Genomic DNA, 23,815 nt, shown 5'->3' on the forward strand with positions numbered 1-23,815 from the left:
ACCAATGAAAAGAATTTTTCTAATTTTTTTGTGCTTCGGGATATTTTCCTGTAAAGGAGATCGATCTCCGGATAATAATTCCAAAAAAACTTCCACCGACAGTCTAAATACAGAAGATTTAATTCCTGATGCCCTTACAAATAGTACCCCGGTGGTGTTAAACCTGCAGGAAGCGAATAAATTGGCGGAGCTGCCACTAAATTGTATAGATACTGAGTATCCTAATAAACTAGGCCAAACCTTAGAAAATAAAGAAGCTATGGGAGAGCCTCATGAACTGCATCCGGCTTTTTATGGTTGTTTTGATTGGCATTCTTCCGTTCATGCCCATTGGTCCCTTGTGAGTTTGCTAAAGCGATTTCCAGATCTTGAAAAAAAGGAAGCGATACGGGAAAGTTTAAAAAGATCATTAAGTTCAGAAAATATTCAGGCAGAAATAGATTATTTTAAAAGGGAAGAAAGTGGTTCTTACGAACGTACGTATGGATGGGCCTGGCTCTTAAAACTTGCTGAAGAATTAAAAACCTGGGAAGACCCATTAGGAGAGGAACTATCTCAAAATCTCCAGCCACTCACAGATTTGATCGTAAATAAATATATAGAGTTTCTGCCAAAACTCAATTATCCTATCAGAGTAGGGGAACATACCAATACTGCATTTGGACTAGCCTTTGCTTATGATTATGCCGAGGCCACCAAAAATGAAAAGCTTATGGAGGTAGTGAAAAAACGTGCCCAGGATTTTTATTTAGAAGATGATGACTGTCCTGTTTCCTGGGAACCCAGTGGCTATGATTTCCTTTCTCCCTGTCTTTCTGAAATTGATATTATGAGAAGGGTGCTTCCGAAGAATGCCTTTAGCCTTTGGGTTGACGATTTTATGCCGCAACTTAAAAATGAAGATTTTGAAATGGAAGTTGGAGAAGTTTCAGATAGAACAGATGGGAAACTGGTTCACCTGGACGGTCTTAATTTTAGCCGCGCCTGGGTTTTCTATGCCCTTGCAAATCAATATCCGGAAACTTTCGGACACCTAAAATCGCTCGCAAATGAGCATGTTTCTTATTCTTTTCCAAATGTGGTAGGTGATAGTTATGAAGGTGGTCACTGGTTGGGTACTTTTGCCATTTATGCGCTAAAAGAATCAGGGAATAGACCTAAAGCTTGAGAAATTTCTTTAAAAATCTTGGTCCCGGAATATTAGTTTCGGCAGCTTTTATTGGTCCCGGTACGGTAACCGTTTGCAGTCTAGCCGGAGTGAATTTTGGATATTCTTTACTCTGGGCTTTGCTTATTTCTATTTTTGCCTGCATTGTTTTACAGGAAATGTCTGCCCGGCTCGGGCTTATTTCAGGAAAAGGTCTTAGTGATTGTATTCGGGAAGAGATGAAACATCCTGTTATAAGGGTATTTACACTTTTCCTGATCTTTTCAGCCATAGTTATCGGGAATGCAGCCTATGAAGCAGGAAATATTTCAGGAGCTGTATTGGGAATGGAAGCTGTGTTTACTTCAATGAGTTATAATCTGGGAGCATTCAGTATCAATTTATGGAGTTTACTAATAGGCGGGATCGCCTTTTTCCTGCTATTCCTGGGTAGTTACAAAAAGCTTGAAAAAATTTTTATAGCCCTGGTGTTGCTTATGAGTGTTGCGTTTATACTTACCGCATTCCTGACCAAACCCGATATTACCGAAATTTTTAAAGGATTTATTCCCGGCTCTTTTGATGCCGGGCTTCTTACTATTATTGCCCTGGTGGGAACCACGGTGGTTCCTTACAACCTCTTCTTACATGCCTCTCTGGTTAGTGAAAAGTGGAACGGACCAAAATATCTTGGAGCAGTGAGAAAGGAACTGGTTTTTTCCATTGTTTTGGGAGGCCTGGTTTCTATGGCGATCGTTATTTGTGCGGCTGCTTCTAATATTACTAATATAGAAAGCGCAGGAGACCTTGCAGTAGGTCTGGAACCACTCTTTGGGAATTCAGCTACGGTATTCCTCGCTATAGGGTTACTGGCGGCCGGGATCACCTCTTCAATAACGGCACCGCTGGCGGCTGCTTATGTGGTGAAGGGATGTATGGGATGGAAAGGCGGAATGCAGTCTACAAAGTTTAAAATGGTCTGGATGGGGATCATTATTCTTGGTGTTTTCTTTTCTTCTTTGGGAATAAAACCGGTGGAAATAATACAATTTGCCCAAATTGCTAACGGACTGGTGCTGCCAATCATCGCAATTTTCTTATTTTGGATAGTGAACCAACATGCTGTTCTTGGAGAATATAAGAATAATATTCTTCAGAATATCATTGGTTTTATAGTGATTGCGCTTGCAGTGTTTTTGGGAGCAAAGTCCATTTTTAGTGTAATTCAGAATATATAGATGAAAAAGACCATACATATAAATTGCGATCTGGGGGAAGGTGGAAAGTTTGATGAAGAGCTAATGCCGTTAATATCTGCCTGTAATATTGCCTGCGGAGGCCATGCAGGAAATTTAGAAACGATGCACCGAACGGTTAGGCTCGCTATGGAACACGGCGTTGAAATTGGAGCGCATCCTTCTTATCCCGATAGGCAAAACTTCGGAAGGAATCATATAGAAATGTCTGAAGAAGATCTAAAATTATCTATAGAGGGACAGGTATTGAGCCTGAAACAAATCGCCGAATCTGAAGGTGGGAAACTTACCCATGTAAAGCTTCACGGTGCCCTTTATAATGATGCCGCAAAAGATGAAAATATTGCCAGGATTATTCTTGAATGCCTTGAAGATCTGGATGCACATTTCAACCTATATGTACCGGTAAATTCAAAAATTTCGAAACTTGGAATGGGGAAATTCGATCTGTTTTTTGAAGCATTTGGAGACCGGAATTATAACAAAAATTACAGTCTTGTTTCCCGCTCCAAAAGCAACGCGTTAATCACTCAAAAAGAAGAGGTTTTTAAGCTTGTTTTTTCAGTATTCCAGGAGCATGAAATTCTAACAATCTCAGGGGATAAAATATCGGCTGATGCAGATACTTTTTGTTTGCATAGTGACACTCCTTCTTCAGTAGAAATTATCGAATTTTTACATAAAAAATTTGCCGAAAAAGGAATAGGAGTAAAGAATACTTAATGGCAGATTATCCTCAAATATTACCCCTGGGAGATCGCTCCATTTTGATAAATTTTAAAAAAGAAATTAGTCTTGAAACACTTGACAAGGTCCTTTTCTTTAAGAAAAGAATAGAAAATTTTAAATTTAAAGAAAAGGTTGAGGTAACAAATACATATAACTCGTTATTAGTAAGTTACATGTTCACTATAGAAGATGTCTATAGTGAGGTTTTAAGGTTAAAAAGCCTTTTAAGTGAGGCTAATATACCAAAAATATCGAACTACAAAATTTTTCAGATTCCCGTATGTTACGATAGAAAATTTGGATTGGATCTGGAGTATATTTCTAAAGAGAAGGATCTGGAAATTGATGAAATAATTCAATGGCATACGGCGCCATTATACCAGGTTTATTTTATAGGTTTCCTGCCCGGGTTTTTATACCTGGGAGGGCTTGATGAAAGGCTTTATATTTCCAGAAAAAAAACACCTCGCAGAGCAGTCGAAAAAGGCGCTGTTGGAATAGGTGAAAAACAAACTGGAATTTACCCGAAATCCAGCCCCGGTGGATGGCAGATTTTAGGCAAAACTCCGGTAGATCTTTTCGATAAAAACCGGAAGCCTCCCTGTCCTTTTTCTGCCGGAGATAAAATTAAATTCAATGCTGTTTCCAAAACTGAATTTCTCGAAATTGAAAAGGAAATTACAGATGGAAACTACACCTTGAAATTTGAAAATCATGAAAGCTGAAATTGAAGTTTTACAACCTGGGTTATTTTCATCTATTCAGGACCTGGGTAGGTTTGGATTTCAAAAATATGGTGTTCCGCAAAGTGGAGTGATGGATAGATATGCCATGCGAATTTGCAACATGGTGTTAGGAAACTATGAAAATGCATCGGTCTTGGAAATAACCATGCAGGGACCACATTTCAAATTCTATAAAACAACCTCGATTGCAATTAGTGGCGCAGATTTTTCGGCAAAAATAAACGGGAAGACAATACCGCTTAATGAGAGGATAAAGGTAAGTGCCGGGGATGAATTGAAATTTGGCTCGCCAGCATCAGGTTTTCGCGCCTATCTGGGAATTCATGACGGATTTATTTCTGAAGAGCTAATGGATAGTAAAAGCTGGTATGAAGGTTTGACTGAATATTCCAAATTAAAAAAAGGAATGACTTTGTACTATTCTCCAGAGAAATCAAAGGAAAGAGATACCTTTTCTTCTCTTAAAATTGATTCTGATTATATAAGGTCAAAAAAAATAGAAGTTTTTCCGGGTCCGGAATTTGACAAATTACCTGAAGAACTGCAAAAAACACTCTTTGATTCTGATTTCACTATCGAGGAAACCAGTAACCGGATGGCCGTTCAGTTTCGCGAGGATTTTGAAAATGATCTCGAGGCTATTATCACAGGTCCGGTAATGCCAGGAACGGTTCAATTAACGCCTTCAGGAAAAATGATCTTGCTAATGAGGGATTGCCAGACTACCGGTGGTTATCCCAGGATACTGCAGCTTTCAGAATACGGGATACAGGTATTGGCTCAAAAAATTCCAGGAGAAAAGGTTTATCTTGATAAGAAGGAATATCCAGATTTCTAGACTGTATATAAATAAAAAAGTGCCACCGTAGTTTAGCGCTATAGAAAAGACCCTACTCAGAACTATAACAAACCTTGGTTAGCACTTTTTTGCCCCAAAACACTTTAGCTTTACTAAAATGACTTCAACAAATATAGGTTAGAACTTCATTGGTGAAAAGGGGAATTTTCCCCTTTATTAAATATGAAAGCAGATTTAAGTCTAAATAATTCTATTTTTAACTCTGAACTAACCAATTTTTTAATTAAATCTGAAAATTATGGGAAAAAGAATTCCACAATCTGATGCAGAAAAACTTTGTCAAAACTGGACAGGTTCTAATCAGCCGAATAATGCTAAAAGTCCCGGAAAAGCAATTAAGGGAGCCGGCTTTAAAGACACTTACGAAACCTGGTTTAGTGTTGAAGAACTGGAGACGTATCTGGAATATGTGAAGCAAAATATTTCTGACAATCCGGGGATCCGCATATATTTTGGTAACTACGGTAAGAATGTAGGCCCGGGGAATAACGCCAGTACCATTTTCCTGGCTCCAACCAGTGGAGGAGGTGGTAGTACGGAATTTGATGGTTCCGAAATTGAAAATGATTACAATACTGAACCATATAATTCAGGTGGGAACAAAATCCCTCCAATGGCTTACGACCCAAATCCTTAAAATTTTATTTTTTTATTATTGCCTCTGAAGTTCTATTTCAGAGGCTACTTTTTTTTCTACATGGCAGAATGGTTTAATTATCTTTTAGAAAGCAAAATTTATATCAATTATCTAATGGAGTTAGTTGCTGCGTTGGCAGGCAGTATATATCTTCTTAGGTCAAATTCAAATCAAAAAGATTTGAAACTTTTTGTAAAATTCCTTTGGTCTGTTTTAATAATTGATTTGATAGGTAATTATGCAGGGCTGGCATATTTCAGTAATTATGAGATCTTACCATTTATTGAAGGATCACCAATTGCTCGTAACTTTTGGTATTATAATATTATGGAGGTGTATTTTATTTGTTTTTACACCAATTTATTCCGTAGACAATTAGCAAATACGAAGATGAAAAGAATTTTAAAATGGCTTATATTCTTTTACATCTTTTTTGCTGTGTCTAATATGATACTTAGTGGCGAATTTTTTGAAGGAGATCTTATTATCAATGATATGATGGGAGCCTTTATGATCATTTTATCCATATTTGCTTACTTTTTTGAGATGATGATGAGTGATAAGGTATTATACTTTTACAAGAGCCTGTTTTTTTATATGGCAATTGGCATTTCTATTTCTTATTTGACAATTATCCCAATTAACATTTACGACGCTTTCATTACAATTCAGAATACAGAATTTCTTGAGGTATTTTATGCGGTGATCAGGTACGCAAATATCTTCATGTATTCTATGTTTGCTTTAGGATTTTTTATGGAATATAGAAGCCGCCAAAGCCTAATACTGCAAAGATCCTGATATCTTTATGCTGAACCGTTAAATCATGACCTTACTTGAAGCTTGTAGAATTTCTTCTGGATACAAAATTATATGTCGGGAATATTTTCGAGATCATCGCGGCGATAGCGGGAATTTGGTATTTAAGGAAATCTCGTAATGTAGCTTCCGAAATCAAATATTTTGTATACTACCTTGTCCTTATTATATTTCTAGAGATTTATGCCTATTTACCCATCTGGGCCTATCTTGAAGATTACGAAAAATTATCATTTTATAAGAATTCACCTTTCCGAAGAAATGTCTGGTGGGGCAATATCCTCAAAATTATTACTACGCTATGTGTTTCCTGGATATTTATTAAAGCGTTGAGAAACCCTCAAATAAAAAGGAAACTTATTTACCTGATAGTCATCTACCCCATATTAAGTATTATTAGTTTTTTTACCATTGGAGAATTTTTTAATGCATATGATCCCTATGTAAATATTATTGGAACCTTACTTATGCTTACAAGTGTGGGCATTTTTTATATAGAAACTTTGAGGTCAGATCGAATTCTTACTTTTTATGGTGATATAAGATTCTATATATCTCTAGGAATGGTTATCTGGAACTTGTGTATGGTTCCTCTTAGTATTTATAGTAGCTTTTTCAGTTTACAAAATCCATTATATATGGAGCTGGATACTTTGGTTCACCGCTATGCCAACATTTTTTTATATTCCGTATTCACGATTGGGTTTTATATGGATTATAGAATGAATGGGAAAAAGGAAGGTAAAACTGCAAATTATAACAAATTCTGACTTTTCTCTCTTTTTAGTTATTTTGTGTATACTTGCTAAGCTAATCAACCACGAAAATGCTGCGTAAAGAAGAGATCCTTTTAATTATCTACTTTATCCTGGTCATCTTATTTCTGGCAGGATTTACAGTCCTGTTTTTTATTACTTATCAGAGACGTAAGAATAAGATACTTCAGGAGAAGTTTCAGGCAGAACAGAATTTTAAGACAGAACTTGCCAATGCCAGGTTAGAAATCCAGGAAACTACCTTAAAAAATGTTAGTTGGGAACTTCATGATAATATTGGACAATTGCTGGCTGTGGCTAAAATGCAGCTTAATGTTTTAAACCAAAAAGTTTCAATAGAGAACCAAAAATCATTTCATGAGGTGAAAGATCTGGTGGCGAATTCGCTTACAGAAATAAGAGCCTTGTCCAGATCTCTAAATAATGAGGTGATAGAGTATGTAGGTCTGGAAGCTTCAGTAAAAAATGAAATAGAACGATTTAACCGATTGGAAGTGGTAGATGCCAATTTGAAAATAGCAGGTGAAGCCTATACTATTCCCCAGGAACATAGTATAATTCTATTCCGGATCCTTCAGGAATACTTTTCAAATGTCATAAAATACGCTGCGGCTACAAAGCTATGTGTGAAATTTGAATATGCTAAAAATGAAATCATTATTGAGGCAAACGAAGATGGGCGTGGGTTCAATATGGAAGAAAACAAATCTGGGTCAGGCCTTCTAAATATGCGTAGCCGTGCAGAAATGATAAATTCCAGTTTTGCTCTCAATTCTGAGATTGGTAAAGGAACTTCCTTATCTTTACGTTATCCAACCAAGAATTCTAACCATGAATAAAACGATCATAATCGTTGATGATCATAAACTTTTTGCTCAATCCCTTCAAATCCTGGTCAATTCTTTTGAAGGATTTGAGGTAACGCATGTGTTTAAGAACGGTAGGGAACTTGTTGATCATTATGAGAATGGCAAGGCCTCGCCAGATATTATTCTTTTAGATATGCGTATGCCGGTAATGGATGGGATGGAAACCATGAAGTGGTTAAAGAAGTATAACCCAGAGCAAAAAGTGCTTACACTAACCGTAGACCAGGAAGATGAGACGATCATTAAAATGCTTAGGTTTGGGTGTAGGGGCTATCTATTAAAAGACATAGATCCTGAAGAATTTGAATATGCCTTGAACGCAATAGACCGTACCGGTTATTATTCCAATAAAACGATTTCAGAAGCATTAAGTCGGGATGGAAAAAAACTCAAATATGAAGAACTTACCAAAAGAGAACTTGAATTCCTTAATCATGCCTGCAGCGAATTAACCTATAAAGCGATTGCCGGGGAAATGAACCTTAGTCCCAAAACTATAGATAACTACCGGGAAAGTTTATTTAGTAAATTACACGTAAAAAGTAGGGTCGGGCTGGTTATTTTCGCCCTTAGGGAAGGCATCTGTGAAGTTTAAAAATTTCAAAACATCTTGTTCTCAAATAAAACTAGCGATTATATAATACTGCTTTCTATTTTTTAATGATTCTTGATTTATCAGTTAAGCCTATTATTTTCACCTCTGGCTTACCGTACAGAAAAACTTTACTTTTGCCTTCGGCATTAATCTCAATACTTTTAGTGGCATGCACATAAATATCACTAGAGTTTTTGCTATTCAAGACAGCATTTTTTGTTTTTAATTTTTTTGCATCTAAATTAGAACTACATTCCAAAGTGTATATGCTGTTATTTGCTTCGCCATTTATTTTTAATCCTGCAGATTTTTCCAGAGTGACTTTTAATTCTTTACAATCCAAATCCCCTTTAAGATCAGTTCTGTCTTTCATATTGATAAGAATATTATCTGCTTTCAAATCAAGTTTTCCGCCGGAATTATTAAAAAAGGAAAAATCAGCATTCTGTTCTATTTCCAGATCCAGATCTACCTTGCTAGAATTATGAAGGCTAATCCTGATTTCATTTGCCTGAAACTTTCCAGTATTTTTAAGGATAGCGTCATCATTTAGAATGAGTGAATTTATATTTTCAAGCCTTAAGTATAAATCGAGTTTTTTCCTGTTTGTAATCTTATTTTTAGTGAAAATTTTTAAGGTGTTATTTTTCACTATTATTTCAACTTCCTCAATTAAATTTTGATCTGCTGTTAAAATGTAAGAATTCTTTGGGCCATTCTGGATTTCCACACTAATATTATCTGAAATTTCAATATTTTCAAATGGTTCCTTAATTTCCCCGGAGGTGCTGATAACTTCCCGGTCGCCTTTAATTTTTGTCTTTTTCTGGGCTTCTATTGAAGTTGGATGACCTATAAAAAATAGTAAAAGAATGAGAATCGTTTTCATGACTACACATTTAGTGGCCAGGGGGATTTTTCAATCTATCCACTTAAGTTACGATTAAAACTTATAAGATTAAGATTTTTGCTTTTAAAAGTTAAGCTGAGGTTTTTATATGCTGTCCACTTTTTTATTTCAGGTAATAAACCTGAGATTTAGGATACTATTCTCTGTGGATATTTCACGGGTATTCTAAAATATTTTATTTCAATTATTCTTTACCAAATTCTAATTTTGCTAATTCTGCAGTATCTTCGCATATTCTAAAAAAATTAATTGCTGTGATAGATTCTGCAAAAATTGAACTAAGAAATTTAAGGGTCAAAGATTACGAAGAGTTAAAGATCTCCATGGTAAAAAGTTACCAGGCGATGCCAGATGAGTACTGGAGTAAAGGAGAGATCAGGACGCTGGTGAACAAATTTCCCGAAGGTCAGCTTTGTATTGTAATTGATAATCGTATTGCAGGATGTGCGCTTTCAATAATTGTAGATTATGACAAGTTCGATGACACCCATAATTACGAGGAGATCATTGGAGGTGAGAATTTTTCAACGCATACAAAAAATGGGAATATACTATACGGAATAGATGTTTTTATCCATCCTGAATTCCGCGGAATGCGTTTGGGAAGAAGACTCTATGAAGCCAGAAAAGAACTTTGTGAGCATTTAAATTTGAAGGCGATCATTTTTGGGGGGCGTATTCCTAATTATTCAAAATATGCCGAAGAACTTACTCCCAAGAAATATATAGACAAGGTGAAGCTCCAGGAAATTCATGATCCTGTGCTTTCCTTTCAGCTGAACAATGATTTTCATGTTAAAAAAGTGATCAAGGGATATCTTCCCGGAGATCATGAAAGTAAGGAGTTTGCCACCTTAATGGAGTGGAATAATATTTATTATACCAAACCTCAAAAGCTGGTAAACACCACCAAAACAGTTGTTAGACTGGGACTGGTACAATGGCAGATGCGACTTTTTAAGGATTATGATGCCCTGGTTTCCCAGATAGAATTCTTTGTAGATGCGGTAAGTAATTATCAAAGTGATTTTATTCTTTTTCCGGAATTGTTTAATGCGCCGCTTATGGCACAATTCAACCATTTATCTGAACCTGAAGCTATACGCGGACTTTCGGATTATACGGAAAGATTGCTGGAAACATTTAGGGAATTCGCCATCAATTACAATATTAACATTATTACCGGGAGTATGCCGCTGCCAGTGGGTGAGCATATGTATAATGTAGGTTATTTATGCCGAAGGGATGGTAGCTACGAGCGTTATGAAAAACTACATATCACTCCGGCTGAAGAAACAGCCTGGGGAATGAAGGGCGGAAATAAACTGGAAACTTTTGATACCGATTGTGGGAAAATTGGAGTATTGATCTGCTATGATGTAGAATTTCCTGAAGTTTCAAGAATCCTGGCGGAAGAAGGTATGAATATCTTGTTTGTACCTTTTATGACAGATACCCAGAATGGTTATTCTAGAGTGAAGATTTGCGCCCAGGCCAGGGCCGTGGAAAATGAATGTTACGTGGCTATTGCCGGTTCAGTTGGAAACCTTCCTAAAGTAGATAATATGGATATTCAGTATTCACAAAGTGCCGTACTTACACCATCAGATTTTGCCTTTCCGGTAAATGGAATAAAAGCGGAAGCGACCCCGAATACTGAAAGTACATTACTGGTAGATGTTGACCTGGATCTTTTAAAAGAGCTGCATAATTTCGGAAGTGTTCGTAATATGAAAGACCGAAGAAAAGATCTTTATTCCCTGAAGAAGAAAAAATAGATCGTAAAATGTCATTTCGACCGCAGGGAGAAATCTGTTTGAGCAGGGTAAGTCTTTCTTTATTATTCTTACTTCCTCTTTCTTTTGTCATTTCAACTGTAGCCTATTATGTTATTTATTGAGCACTGAGCTTGTGGAAGTGCAATTTTCTTTATCGTCCAATCGACCAGCGGGAGAAATCTCATTTGATGCCGCTAAAAAGAGTTCAGCCTTTTTCATTGATTAAGAAAAATAGTATTTAGTGATAATTCACTAAATAGCTTCTCTAATTATGATAATCTTATTTAATCTTGGTAATCCTTATATTTCAGAAAAAACATTCCTATTTCAAACAGTCTTATTAAACAATTAATATTTCGTAGAATATCCTCTGCAAAATTTTCAGCTATCGTAATCAAAAAATACATAAAATACTGATAATCAGGTAATTGTATATAATGTGGTAAAATTGAAAGTAATTTAAGATTTCTTCGCTATACATCACTGCTGCTCCAAGACATTAATTTTAATAATTAGTTAAGGAGAAAACAGCAATGAACAACAAATATAGTAGTACAATAACCCAAAGTGATTCCCAACCTGCCTCCCAGGCGATGCTTCATGCCATAGGACTAACCAAAGAAGATCTTAAAAAGCCATTTGTAGGAATAGGAAGTACAGGCTATGAAGGAAATCCCTGTAATATGCATCTGAATGACCTGGCTAAAGAGGTTAAAAAAGGAACTCAGAATGCAGGATTAATCGGACTCATTTTCAATACAATTGGTGTAAGTGACGGGATCTCTATGGGGACTCCGGGAATGCGTTTTTCGCTTCCTTCCAGAGATCTTATTGCAGATTCTATGGAAACAGTTGTAGGAGGAATGTCTTACGACGGACTTGTAACTGTGGTAGGTTGCGATAAAAATATGCCTGGCGCTTTAATGGCTATGTTACGATTGAACAGGCCTTCCATATTAGTATATGGCGGCACCATCGCTTCAGGTTGCCATAATGGTAAAAAACTGGACGTGGTATCTGCTTTTGAAGCCTGGGGTTCTAAAGTTTCAGGCGAAATGCAGGAAGAAGAATATCAGCAGGTCATAGAAAAAGCCTGCCCCGGTGCAGGTGCCTGTGGTGGAATGTATACTGCAAATACGATGGCTTCAGCAATAGAAGCTCTTGGAATGAGTCTTCCTTTTAACAGTTCTAATCCTGCTACAGGATCTGAAAAAACTAAGGAAAGTGTAAAAGCAGGAGAGGCAATGAAGCTTTTGCTGGAAAAGGATTTGAAGCCAAAAGATATAGTAACAGCAAAATCATTCGAAAATGCGGTTAGGCTTTTAACGGTACTTGGGGGATCTACAAATGCTGTACTCCACTTTTTAGCGATCGCGAAAGCTGCTGATATTAGTTTTGGGTTAAAAGATTTTGAAAGGATATGTGATGAGACACCTTTCCTGGCAGATTTAAAGCCCAGCGGGAAATATTTAATGGAAGATATTCACAGGATAGGAGGAATCCCGGCTGTGATGAAATATATGCTGGAAAAGGGAATGCTTCATGGCGAATGCATGACTGTTACCGGAAAAACAATTGCTGAAAATCTTGAAGATGTAGAATCTATGCCTTTCGATCAGGATATAATTCATCCTGTGGAAAAGCCTATCAAAGCTACCGGACACATCAGAATATTATACGGGAATCTGGCTTCCGAAGGTTCCGTTGCTAAAATAACGGGAAAAGAAGGTTTGAAATTTACAGGAAAAGCGAGAGTTTTTAATGGCGAATATGAAGCTAACGAAGGTATTTCCTCCGGAAAGGTTAAGAAAGGTGATGTTGTTGTGATTCGCTATGAAGGTCCTAAAGGTGGTCCTGGAATGCCTGAAATGCTAAAACCTACTTCGGCTATTATGGGCGCCGGCCTAGGAAAAGAAGTTGCTTTGATTACCGATGGACGGTTTTCAGGAGGAACCCACGGATTCGTGGTTGGGCATATCACGCCTGAAGCTCAGACAGGTGGGCTTATTGGTTTACTCAAAGATGGAGACGAAATAAGTATCAATGCTGAAAAGAATACGATTGAAGCACATATTTCAGAAGAAGAAATCAAGAAAAGAAAAGAGCAGTGGGAAGCTCCAAAAATAAAAGTTCCGGGCGGTGTGCTTTACAAATATGCAAAAACAGTAGCATCAGCATCAGAAGGTTGTGTTACAGATGAATTTTAATATGGTGAATTATGGAAGTAAAAACAGCGAGTTTTGAAAAGGTAAGCACTAAGGAAACATCAACGGTTTCAGGAGCTGAAGCGGTAATTAAATGTTTGCTTGAGGAGGGTGTAGATACAATTTACGGGTATCCAGGAGGAGCGATTATGCCGGTCTATGACGAATTGTATAAATATCAAAAAGAAATTCACCACGTCCTTACCAGGCATGAACAGGGGGCCACTCATGCTGCCCAGGGATATGCCAGGGTTTCAGGAAAAGTGGGAGTTGCCATTGCAACATCTGGTCCTGGCGCTACAAATCTGGTTACTGGGATTGCTGATGCACAGATAGATTCTACTCCAATGGTTTGTATCACGGGCCAGGTAGGATCACATTTATTAGGAAGCGATGCCTTTCAGGAAACCGATATTGTAGGTATTTCCACTCCTATCACCAAATGGAATTACCAGGTTACCAAAGCAGAAGAGATTCCGGAAGTAATAGCCAAAGCCTTTTATATCGCAAAATCAGGAAGGCCTGGTCCCGTATTAGTGGATATTACCAAAGATGCTCAATTTGCTTCCCTGGAATTCAGTTATAAAAAATGCTCCGGGATACGAAGTTATAAGCCTATTCCTGAACTAAATCTTTTGGAAGTTGAAAGAGCTGCAGAAGTAATCAACAAAGCTAAAAAGCCGATGATCGTCTGGGGCCAGGGTGTTATCCTGGGTGGGGCAGAAGAGCTTTTAAAATCTGTCGTAGAAAAAGCCGGTATTCCTTCCGCATGGACCATTTTAGGCCTTTCGGCATTACCAACAGACCATCCGCTAAATGTTGGTATGGTTGGGATGCATGGCAACTATGGCCCCAATATGCTTACCAATGAATGCGATGTGTTAATTGCTATCGGGATGCGTTTCGATGACCGCGTAACCGGAAATCTTGAGAAATACGCGAAGCAGGCCAAAGTGATCCATTTTGAAATAGACCCTGCGGAAATCAATAAAAATGTAAAAGCAGATTATCCTGTCTTAGGAGATGTAAAAGAAAGCCTGAAAGCATTACTTGAATTATTAGATCCAAATTCTCATAAAGATTGGCACCAGAAATTCAGGGATATGTACAAGACGGAATATGAAAAGGTAATAAAAGGAAACCTTGATGTAACGAAAAAGGATCTTGGAATGGCTGAGGTTATTCAGGAGATCAATATACAATCTAAAGGGGATGCGATCATAGTTTCAGACGTTGGTCAGCATCAAATGGCGGCTTGCCGATATGCTAAATTCAATGGTACCAGGAGTAATGTTACTTCCGGTGGATTAGGAACCATGGGTTTTGCGCTTCCGGCGGCTATCGGAGCAAAAATGGCCAAACCAGATAGAGAAGTTGTAGCTGTAATTGGTGACGGCGGCTACCAGATGACCATTCAGGAATTAGGGACTATTTTTCAGACTAAAGTGCCGGTGAAAATTGTGCTTTTGAACAACGGCTTTTTGGGAATGGTAAGACAGTGGCAGCAATTATTTTTTGACAAAAGATATGCATCTACCACCATGATAAACCCTGATTTTATAACAATTGCTAAAGGATATCATATCAAAGCAAAACAGGTGACAGAGAGGAGTCAGTTAGAAGAAGCGGTTAAGGAAATGATGGAAAGCGATGAGGCTTATTTCCTGGAAGTAAAAGTTGAACAGGAAGAGAATGTGTTCCCAATGATCCCAACGGGAGCAGCAGTTTCAGAAATATTATTAGAGTAATGGAAAAGAAAAATTATACAGTTTCAATTTATACCGAAAATAATCTGGGATTGCTTTCCAGGATTGCCGCTATATTCTTGAAAAGACATATCAATATTGAAAGTATTACCGCTTCACCCAGTGAAGTAAATGAGGTGATGCGGTTTATCATTGTTGTAAATGTTACCGAAGAACAGATAAAAAAGATCGTGGGCCAGATAGAGAAACAGATCGAAGTGATCAAGGCGTTTTATCATACCGACGCTGAAACTATCTATCAGGAAACAGCCCTTTATAAAATCAAATCTGAAGATTTTCTGGACGATCATAACATACAGGATTTTATAAAAGAAACCAATGCCCGTATTGTAACTGTAACCAAGAAATTCTTTGTGATAGAAAAAACAGGAAAACGTACAGAGGTAGATGCGCTCTACGAAAAACTAAAACCTTACGGATTAATGCAATTCGTGAGATCTGGAACTATTGCAGTGACCAAAAATGAAATGCCAATATCAGGAATATTAGAAAAATTTAATACTACAAACTCATTATCATGACCAATTATTTTAACAGCCTTTCTAAAGCTGAAAAACTAAATCAATTAGGCACCTGTAGATTTATGGAGCTGGAAGAATTCAGTAACGAAGCAGATGCACTGACAGATAAAAAGATAGTCATCGTGGGCTGCGGTGCTCAGGGTCTCAACCAGGGACTTAATATGCGCGATAGCGGGCTCGATATTTCCTATGCTTTAAGAGAAGGAGCGATCAAGGAGAAAAGACAATCCTGGAAAAATGCAACAGAAAACGATTTTAACGTAGGCACCTACGAAGAATTGATCCCGAAAGCAGACCTGGTGATAAACCTTACCCCGGATAAGCAACATACTTCGGTGATCCGGGCCATACAGCCATATCTTAAAAAAGGCGCTGCACTTTCTTATTCTCATGGTTTTAATATCGTGGAAGAAGGCATGAAGATCCGTGAAGATATTACGGTTATTATGGTGGCTCCAAAATGTCCTGGTTCAGAAGTAAGGGAAGAATATAAACGAGGTTTCGGCGTACCAACCCTTATCGCCGTGCATCCTGAAAACGATCCTAACGGAATTGGCCTGGAATGGGCTAAAGCTTACGCTTATGCAACCGGCGGACACAAAGCGGGAGTTTTGGAATCATCTTTTGTAGCCGAAGTAAAGTCTGATCTTATGGGAGAGCAGACCATTCTTTGTGGGGTGCTCCAAACAGGTTCTATTCTCACTTTTGATAAGATGGTTGCTGAAGGGGTAGATTCTAATTATGCCGCGAAGCTAATACAGTATGGTTGGGAAACCATTACTGAAGCATTGAAGCACGGAGGTATTACCCAAATGATGGGCAGGCTTTCAGATCCTGCGAAATTAAGGGCCTATGAGATTTCTGAAGAATTAAAAGCTAAGATGCGTCCGCTTTTCCAGAAGCATATGGACGATATCATTTCAGGTGAATTCAGTAGTCGAATGATGAAAGATTGGGCCAATGACGACAAGGAATTACATACCTGGAGAGCTGAAACCGAGAATACTGCTTTTGAAAAGACTGAAGCTACTTCTGAAGAGATCACGGAACAGGAATATTTTGATAAAGGAGTTTTACTGGTTGCTTTTGTAAAATCTGGAGTTGAACTGGCTTTTGAAACTATGGTAGATGCCGGAATTATTGAAGAATCGGCTTATTATGAGTCACTGCATGAAACACCGCTAATCGCGAATACCATTGCCAGGAAGAAATTATATGAAATGAACCGGGTGATCTCAGATACTGCGGAATATGGCTGTTACTTGTTCGATCATGCCGCCAAACCATTGATCAAGGAGTATGTGAAATCCCTGGAGCCGGAAGTAGCCGGAAGAAAATTCGCTTCGGAAGATATTGGGGTGGATAATCAGAAATTATCAAAAGTGAATGATGAGATAAGAAATCATCCTGTAGAAGAGATTGGAGCGAAATTACGATCTGCGATGACCGCAATGAAGAAAATATACGCCTAATGGATATGTTGCTGGAAAAAGATAAAATATATAGACCAAGTCTGGAAGCTGTTAAACTGGCTTCTGAAAGAATCTCTAAAGTGGTTTTAAAAACTCCTTTGGCTGAATCATTTACTTATAGCAAACGTTTCCAGGCCAATGTGATGCTGAAACGTGAAGACCTGCAACAAGTTAGATCTTATAAGATTCGTGGCGCCTATAATAAGATTTCCAGCCTTACTCAGGAGCAGCTTGAAAAAGGTGTGATTTGTGCCAGCGCGGGGAACCACGCTCAGGGAGTTGCGTTTGCCTGTAATAAATTAAAGGTAAAAGGAGTGATCTATATGCCCGGGACCACCCCAGGACAAAAAGTAGAACAAACTCAAATGTTTGGAGGTGAATGGGTGGAAGTTGTGCTAAAAGGTGATACCTACGATGATTCCTTTAAAAGTGCCATGAAACACATGGCTGAAAAAGGCATGGTTTTTATTCATCCTTTCGATGACGAAAAAGTAATCGAAGGCCAGGCGACCATCGCTTTGGAAATTCTGGAGCAGGCAGAGCACCCTATAGATTATATTTTCGCTCCCCTTGGTGGTGGCGGACTGCTGGCAGGTGTTTCTTCCATGTTTAAAAAATTATCTCCAAATACTAAAATTATCGGTATCGAGCCACAAGGTGCACCATCTATGAAAACCTCATTGAAAGAAGGGAGAGTGGTAGAGCTGGATAATATTGAGCGGTTCGTAGACGGCGCTTCAGTTCAAAAAGTCGGAACCCGTAATTTTGCGATCTGTAAAGAGAATCTTGATGAAATGATCACGGTTCCTGAAGGCAAGATCTGCCAGACCATTCTTGACCTTTATAATCAGGATGCGATGGTGGTTGAACCGGCGGGTGCTATGGCAATTTCGGCTTTAGATCTTTATGCTGAAAAGATCAAAGGAAAAAATGTGGTCTGTATCGTTAGCGGAAGTAATAATGATATCATCAGGATGGCTGAGATCAAGGAAAGGGCTTTGCTTTATTCTGGATTAAAACATTACTTCGTGGTTGTTTTTCCGCAGAGAGCAGGAGCCTTAAAAGAGTTTGTTGCTAAAGTCCTTGGGCCCAATGACGACATCACTCATTTTGAATACTCAAAAAAACACAATAGAGCAAACGGACCAGCGGTTGTTGGGATCGAATTAAAGAATCCAAATGACTTTAAACCACTGGTGGAGAGGATGAAAAAGAAGAGTTTTTACGGCGAATATTTAAATAACAACCCAAATTTATTTCAATTTTTGATCTAGTAAAGTGCTGTCAATTAAAAATTTATATACATTTGCATTATGATTTCGATCAAACAAATAATATTAGTCCGTTTCAATTTCAGGCCCCGCCGCCGCTTCTAGGCAGTGACCTTGAAACGAATTCCTATTAATATTATTTGATTTTTTTCCATTTTGAATTACTTAAACAGCATAGAACATAAACTTAATATCAGAACATTTTCTGATATCTTTCCTATGCGCCGCCGTTTCCCCCGTCGCACGTAAGTGCGTCTATATATCTATGGAACTTAGGTGAGTCCGGTTCTACCCTCGAAACCCCATATCAAAACATATTTTTCAACATAAATCTTTAGCAGATGAAAATTCTCATTGCTAATAAATCTCATGCTACTTACGCTGAGGTCATTTGTAAAACTATCGAAGAATCGGCGAAGGTACGAGGTACCGGTATTGCACGCAGAACTCCTGAATATATTATTAATAAGATGGAAAAGGGGAATGCTGTGATCGCTTTGAATGGCGTAAAGTTTGCCGGTTTCTGTTATATAGAAACCTGGAGCCACGATAAGTATGTAGCTAATTCCGGGCTTATTGTTCATCCCGAATTTAGAAATCAGGGGCTGGCCAAGGAGATCAAGAATGTCATTTTTGATCATTCCAGGACTAAATATCCTGAAGCGAAGATCTTTGGGATCACCACTGGATTGGCAGTGATGAAGATCAATTACGAACTGGGATATCAACCGGTTACTTTCTCTGAGCTCACCGATGATGAAACTTTCTGGAAAGGCTGCCAGACCTGCAAGAATTATGATGTTTTGACAAGGACCGAACATAAAATGTGTCTATGTACAGGAATGTTGTATGATCCGGAGAAAAAGAAAGAACCTAAAAAGGTGGAGAAGCCTATAAGCAAATTCAACGAGAAGGCTTTTCAAAGGTTAAAACATATTAAACAAACGCTTTTCTACAAAAAAGAAAAGTGATCACCCCTATCGGACTTTGTCAAACGTCCCCTCCTTTGGGAAGGAGGGGCGCAAAAGAAAATAGTAGTGCATTCGTGGCAAAAAAATAAAAAAAAACATGAAAAAAGTAGTATTAGCATATAGCGGAGGATTAGACACTTCGTACTGCGCGAAATATTTATCTGAAGAAAAAGGTTTTGAGGTACATGCAGTGAGTGTGAACACCGGAGGATTTTCAGAAGAAGAGATCAAAAATATCGGTGATAATGCCAAAAAAATTGGAGCCAGTAGTTATAAGAACATCGACGCTATTTCATCTTTCTATCAAAAGGTCGTAAAATATCTAATTTTCGGAAATGTCTTGAAAAATGACACCTATCCATTATCGGTAAGTGCCGAAAGGATCATCCAGGCGATGGAAATCGTAAATTATGCGAAAAAAGTCGGTGCGACCTATATAGCACATGGAAGCACGGGAGCCGGAAATGATCAGGTAAGGTTTGATATGATCTTTCAAATTATTGCGCCGAAAATTAAAATTATCACGCCCATAAGAGATAAACAATTAAGCAGGCAGGAAGAGATAGAATATCTTAAAAGTAAAGGTGTTGAAATGAACTGGGAAAAGGCGAAATATTCTATTAATAAAGGACTCTGGGGAACCAGTGTTGGTGGAGCTGAGACTTTAACTTCAGAAAAAGCACTTCCAGAAGAAGCTTATCCATCTCAATTAGTGGAGACAGAACCAAAACAGGTAAAATTGAGTTTTACCAAGGGAGAACTAACCGCCATCGATGGCGAGCAGAATTCTTCTGAAAAGAACATAGAGATACTGGAAGAAATTGCTTCAAAATATGCTATTGGCAGGGATATTCATGTCGGTGATACGATCATTGGAATTAAAGGGCGAGTCGGTTTTGAAGCGGCTGCAGCTTTGCTCATTATTAAAGCACATCACTTACTGGAAAAACATACATTGAGTAAATGGCAGCTTCAACATAAAGATTACACCAGCAATTGGTATGGAATGCATTTACATGAAGGTTTGTATTTAGATCCCGTAATGCGCGATTTTGAAGCTCAACTTGAAAGTTCGCAGTCTAAGGTAACCGGAAAGGTGTTTATAACTCTAAAACCTTATCAATTCTCGCTGGATGGAATTAGTTCTCCAAATGATCTTATGAATAGCAGTTTTGGAAATTATGGAGAAGAAAATAAGGCCTGGACAGCAGATGACGCTAAAGGCTTTATCAAGATCCTTTCCAATTCAGGGAAGATTTATCAACATGTAAATCAGGATTCATGATAGAGGCAGGTATTATAGGAGGAGCAGGTTATACTGCCGGAGAATTAATCAGAATTTTATTGAATCATCCTGATGCAAATCTAAATTTTGTCTACAGTACTTCTCAACCCGGAAAACCATTGCATAGTATCCATCAGGATCTTATTGGAGAAACTGAACTTCAGTTTACCAACATGATCAATAAGGATGCAGACGTGGTTTTTTTATGCCTGGGTCACGGAAATTCAAAAAAGTTCCTTGACGAAAATCAATTCTCACAAAACACTAAAATTGTGGATCTGAGCACGGATTTCAGAATGAAGTCAGATAAGCACAATTTTATATATGGTCTTCCGGAATTGAACAAAAAGAAAATTGAGTCTGCTAATTTTATCGCTAATCCGGGATGCTTCGCTACTGCAATCACCCTGGCGATACTTCCGCTAGCTGAAAAAGAATTATTGAAAGATGATGTTCATGTGAATGCGGTAACGGGTGCGACAGGCGCTGGGACTTCGCTTTCAGGTACTACACATTTTACCTGGAGGGATAATAATTTTTCTGCATATAAATCTTTTGAGCATCAACATTTGAATGAAATAGGACAGACTGTAAATCAGTTACAATCAGGAGAGGGGGGAAACATCTTCTTTATTCCGAATAGAGGAAATTTTTCCAGAGGAATTCATGCTACAGCCTATACTAAATTTTCAGGAAATCTTGAAGATGCTAGAAAGATCTATAAGGATTATTATAAAAATGCGGCTTTTACTTTTTTGACTGATGGGGAATTGCACTTAAAACAGGTGGTAAATACGAATAAATGTTTGTTAAGATTGCAAAAATTCGGTGATAATTTATTGATCACCAGTGTGATTGATAATTTACTGAAAGGTGCTTCAGGACAGGCGGTTCATAATATGAATCTGATGTTTGGTTTAGAGGAGAAGATGGGATTGAACTTAAAAGCGAGTTATTTTTAAGGGTGAAGAGTGAAGAGTAAAGAGTGAAAAGTGAGAAGTGAGAAGTGGATTATTGTCTCTGCGAGTGCAACGTAGTGGAGCGAAGCAGTCTCTCGTGAAATTGCCCTTATAAGATTGCGTCACTACGTTTACTCCGCTCGCAATGACTATTAAAGTATAATTCGTCAAGCTGTCCCGGAGTTATCGGAATAGATTCAGCTTCTAAGCAAATCTAGAATAGAATTCAGGATGACGAAACTTAAAATTAAAGGAATATGAAAATAGCAATTATCGGTGCAGGGAATCTGGGTATTTCCATAGCGAAAGGCCTGATTTTTAGTAATGCCTTTACTACGCTTTATCTAAGCAAAAGAAAAGTGGAAGATATTCAGGATTTTTCAGAATATTCGAAAGTGAATATAACCTCAGATAACCTGGAAGCAGTAAGGAATTCAGACATTCTGATCTTCGCGGTTCAGCCCACCCAATTTGAAAGAATTCTGGAAGAAATCAAAGATGAACTTAACGATAAGCATGTTTTAATATCTACAGTTACAGGGTTTAAAATTCCGAGAATAGAAAAGATTGTGGGGGTTGAGCAGTTTATAATCAGATCGATGCCCAACACCGCCATCGCAGTAGGAAAATCGATGACCTGTTTGTGCAGTAATGAACGAGGACAAAAAAGAATACAAATAGCCGAAGCAATTTTTAACAGGTTGGGGACAAGTATTATCATCCCGGAAAATAAGATGCAGGCCGCTACCGTGATTTGCGCTAGTGGAGTAGCTTTTTGGATGCGTTTGATACGGGCAACGACTCAGGGAGCAGTACAATTAGGTTTTGACGCGAAAGATGCTCAGGAGCTTTCCATGCAGACCTGTTTAGGTGCGGCGAGTTTGCTAATAGAATCTGGGAAACATCCCGAAGAAGAGATTGATAAAGTGACCACACCAAGAGGTTGTACTATAGAAGGCTTGAACGAAATGGAACACAACGGACTTAGTTCGTCGCTAATTAAAGGAATTCAGGCTTCTTTCAAAAAAATTAATAATATTTCAGATCAGTAATTATGGAATTATTTGATGTTTATCCACTTTATGATATTACTCCGGTAAAAGGCGAAGGCAGCTATGTTTTTGATGAATCTGGCAAAAAGTACCTGGATCTTTATGGCGGGCATGCCGTGATTTCAGTAGGACATGCGCATCCAAAGTATGTGAATGCGATAAAAGATCAGGTTTCAAGGCTTGGGTTTTATTCAAATTCGATTAAAAACCCTTTACAGAAGAAGTTAGCCGATAAACTTGAAGAGATTTCCGGTGTGGAGGATTATAGTTTGTTTCTGTGTAGTTCAGGAGCTGAAGCGAACGAAAATGCTCTAAAAGTTGCGTCCTTCCATACAGGAAAAGACCGGGTGATCTATTTTGAAAATGCTTTCCACGGAAGAACTTCCGGAGTGGTGGCCATAACTGATAATGATGCTATTAAAGCTCCTTTTAACCTGGGACATAAATCAACAAAACTCACTTTTGACGATACTGAATCTCTCAAAAAGGAGATTGAGAAGGGAGATGTGGCTGCAGTGATCTTTGAAGTGATCCAGGGTGTTGGTGGACTTGACGAAGCCAGTTCAGGATTCTATAAAACTGCTGCGGATTTGTGCAAGGAAAATAATGTTATGCTGATCACAGATGAGGTTCAATCCGGATATGGAAGAACCGGTGACTTCTTTGCTTTTCAAAAACATGGAATTAGGCCGGATATTATTACGATGGCCAAAGGTATGGGGAATGGTTTCCCAATCGGGGGAATTCTTATAGACAATACTATTCAACCAAAATATGGGATGCTGGGAACTACCTTTGGCGGGAATCACCTTGCTTGTGCCGCATCAATTTCAGTCTTAGAAGTTATTAAGGAGGAAAATTTAATGAATAATGTAGTTGAAGTTTCAGACTTTGTGAAAGAGGAAGCCACTAAAATTCCAGAGATAAAGAAGATTAAAGGGCGTGGTTTAATGATCGGACTGGAATTCGATTTTGAGATCGCTGCTTTACGTAAAGAACTCCTTTTTAATCATCATATATTTACGGGTGCTGCTTCAAATAAAAAGTTATTGAGGATTTTGCCTCCACTTAATATTAAAAAGGAAGAATTTAAAATTTTCTTTGAGGCATTGAAAAAGGTTTTAAAAGATTAACATGTTTTGAAGTCATCCTGAACTTGATTCAGGATCTCAAGAGAAGCTGAAACGAGTTCA

22 protein-coding genes are annotated in these 23,815 nt (G+C 38.1%); 21 read left to right on the top strand and 1 reads right to left on the bottom strand.

Annotation, left to right across the window (positions count from 1 at the left end; translation table 11 throughout):
- The first annotated feature begins 4 nt into the window (after positions 1–4).
- From Q1K34_RS03875 to Q1K34_RS03920, 10 genes are all read left to right on the top strand, one after another.
- Positions 5–1,168, top strand: coding sequence for a DUF2891 domain-containing protein (locus tag Q1K34_RS03875; RefSeq protein ID WP_300434757.1), 1,164 nt, complete (start codon positions 5–7; stop codon positions 1,166–1,168).
- Positions 1,165–2,385, top strand: a complete 1,221-nt coding sequence (locus Q1K34_RS03880; RefSeq protein ID WP_300434760.1) for an Nramp family divalent metal transporter — start codon at positions 1,165–1,167, stop codon at positions 2,383–2,385. The genes Q1K34_RS03875 and Q1K34_RS03880 overlap by 4 nt, the downstream gene beginning before the upstream one ends.
- Positions 2,386–3,126 (top strand): 5-oxoprolinase subunit PxpA, encoded by a 741-nt coding sequence (gene pxpA, locus Q1K34_RS03885; protein ID WP_300434762.1) that lies wholly within the window; start codon positions 2,386–2,388, stop codon positions 3,124–3,126. It begins immediately after the preceding gene.
- Positions 3,126–3,857: a 5-oxoprolinase subunit PxpB gene (gene pxpB / locus Q1K34_RS03890; protein ID WP_300434764.1), complete on the top strand. Its 732-nt coding sequence runs from the start codon at positions 3,126–3,128 to the stop codon at positions 3,855–3,857. The genes pxpA and pxpB overlap by 1 nt, the downstream gene beginning before the upstream one ends.
- Positions 3,847–4,716: a biotin-dependent carboxyltransferase family protein gene (locus Q1K34_RS03895; RefSeq protein ID WP_300434767.1), complete on the top strand. Its 870-nt coding sequence runs from the start codon at positions 3,847–3,849 to the stop codon at positions 4,714–4,716. The genes pxpB and Q1K34_RS03895 overlap by 11 nt, the downstream gene beginning before the upstream one ends.
- Before the next feature lie 259 nt (positions 4,717–4,975).
- Complete coding sequence (locus Q1K34_RS03900) at positions 4,976–5,374, top strand: hypothetical protein (protein ID WP_300434769.1); 399 nt, start codon at positions 4,976–4,978, stop codon at positions 5,372–5,374.
- Between the two features lie 180 nt (positions 5,375–5,554).
- Complete coding sequence (locus Q1K34_RS03905) at positions 5,555–6,175, top strand: hypothetical protein (protein WP_300434771.1); 621 nt, start codon at positions 5,555–5,557, stop codon at positions 6,173–6,175.
- Between the two features lie 35 nt (positions 6,176–6,210).
- Complete coding sequence (locus Q1K34_RS03910) at positions 6,211–6,963, top strand: hypothetical protein (protein ID WP_300434776.1); 753 nt, start codon at positions 6,211–6,213, stop codon at positions 6,961–6,963.
- A gap of 56 nt (positions 6,964–7,019) precedes the next feature.
- The gene (locus tag Q1K34_RS03915; RefSeq protein ID WP_300434779.1) at positions 7,020–7,808 is read left to right on the top strand and encodes a histidine kinase; all 789 of its coding nucleotides are present in this window, start codon (positions 7,020–7,022) and stop codon (positions 7,806–7,808) included.
- On the top strand, positions 7,801–8,433 hold the full coding sequence (locus tag Q1K34_RS03920; RefSeq protein ID WP_300434781.1) for a response regulator transcription factor: 633 nt from the start codon (positions 7,801–7,803) through the stop codon (positions 8,431–8,433). Before Q1K34_RS03915 ends, Q1K34_RS03920 begins: the two co-directional genes overlap by 8 nt.
- 55 nt (positions 8,434–8,488) lie before the next feature.
- Here the strand turns inward: Q1K34_RS03920 and Q1K34_RS03925 are convergent, their stop codons facing one another.
- Positions 8,489–9,322 (bottom strand): head GIN domain-containing protein, encoded by an 834-nt coding sequence (locus Q1K34_RS03925; protein WP_300434784.1) that lies wholly within the window; start codon positions 9,320–9,322, stop codon positions 8,489–8,491.
- Positions 9,323–9,597: 275 nt separating this feature from the next.
- Here Q1K34_RS03925 and Q1K34_RS03930 point away from each other — a divergent pair, with 275 nt between their 5' ends.
- The 11 genes from Q1K34_RS03930 (at position 9,598) to Q1K34_RS03980 (ending at position 23,755) form a co-directional block, all read left to right on the top strand.
- The gene (locus Q1K34_RS03930; RefSeq protein WP_300434787.1) at positions 9,598–11,121 is read left to right on the top strand and encodes a bifunctional GNAT family N-acetyltransferase/carbon-nitrogen hydrolase family protein; all 1,524 of its coding nucleotides are present in this window, start codon (positions 9,598–9,600) and stop codon (positions 11,119–11,121) included.
- Between the two features lie 533 nt (positions 11,122–11,654).
- Entirely contained in the window at positions 11,655–13,328 is a 1,674-nt protein-coding gene (gene ilvD / locus Q1K34_RS03935; RefSeq protein WP_300434789.1) for a dihydroxy-acid dehydratase, read from the top strand.
- 11 nt (positions 13,329–13,339) lie between these two features.
- Entirely contained in the window at positions 13,340–15,073 is a 1,734-nt protein-coding gene (gene ilvB / locus Q1K34_RS03940) for a biosynthetic-type acetolactate synthase large subunit (RefSeq protein WP_300434791.1), read from the top strand.
- Complete coding sequence (ilvN, locus tag Q1K34_RS03945; protein ID WP_300434793.1) at positions 15,073–15,612, top strand: acetolactate synthase small subunit; 540 nt, start codon at positions 15,073–15,075, stop codon at positions 15,610–15,612. Before ilvB ends, ilvN begins: the two co-directional genes overlap by 1 nt.
- Positions 15,609–17,084, top strand: a complete 1,476-nt coding sequence (ilvC, locus tag Q1K34_RS03950; protein ID WP_300434796.1) for a ketol-acid reductoisomerase — start codon at positions 15,609–15,611, stop codon at positions 17,082–17,084. The genes ilvN and ilvC overlap by 4 nt, the downstream gene beginning before the upstream one ends.
- On the top strand, positions 17,084–18,358 hold the full coding sequence (ilvA, locus tag Q1K34_RS03955) for a threonine ammonia-lyase IlvA (protein WP_300434798.1): 1,275 nt from the start codon (positions 17,084–17,086) through the stop codon (positions 18,356–18,358). Before ilvC ends, ilvA begins: the two co-directional genes overlap by 1 nt.
- 338 nt (positions 18,359–18,696) lie before the next feature.
- Positions 18,697–19,326, top strand: a complete 630-nt coding sequence (locus Q1K34_RS03960) for a GNAT family N-acetyltransferase (protein ID WP_300434801.1) — start codon at positions 18,697–18,699, stop codon at positions 19,324–19,326.
- Between the two features lie 97 nt (positions 19,327–19,423).
- Entirely contained in the window at positions 19,424–20,611 is a 1,188-nt protein-coding gene (gene argG / locus Q1K34_RS03965) for an argininosuccinate synthase (RefSeq protein WP_300434804.1), read from the top strand.
- Positions 20,608–21,573, top strand: coding sequence for an N-acetyl-gamma-glutamyl-phosphate reductase (gene argC / locus Q1K34_RS03970; RefSeq protein WP_300434807.1), 966 nt, complete (start codon positions 20,608–20,610; stop codon positions 21,571–21,573). The genes argG and argC overlap by 4 nt, the downstream gene beginning before the upstream one ends.
- Before the next feature lie 254 nt (positions 21,574–21,827).
- Positions 21,828–22,622: a pyrroline-5-carboxylate reductase gene (gene proC, locus Q1K34_RS03975; RefSeq protein WP_300434810.1), complete on the top strand. Its 795-nt coding sequence runs from the start codon at positions 21,828–21,830 to the stop codon at positions 22,620–22,622.
- 2 nt (positions 22,623–22,624) lie between these two features.
- Positions 22,625–23,755, top strand: coding sequence for an aminotransferase class III-fold pyridoxal phosphate-dependent enzyme (locus tag Q1K34_RS03980; protein ID WP_300434813.1), 1,131 nt, complete (start codon positions 22,625–22,627; stop codon positions 23,753–23,755).
- The last annotated feature ends 60 nt before the right edge of the window (positions 23,756–23,815 follow it).

Origin of the sequence: Christiangramia sp., from assembly GCF_029937855.1 — a bacterium.
Lineage (GTDB): Bacteria > Bacteroidota > Bacteroidia > Flavobacteriales > Flavobacteriaceae > Christiangramia.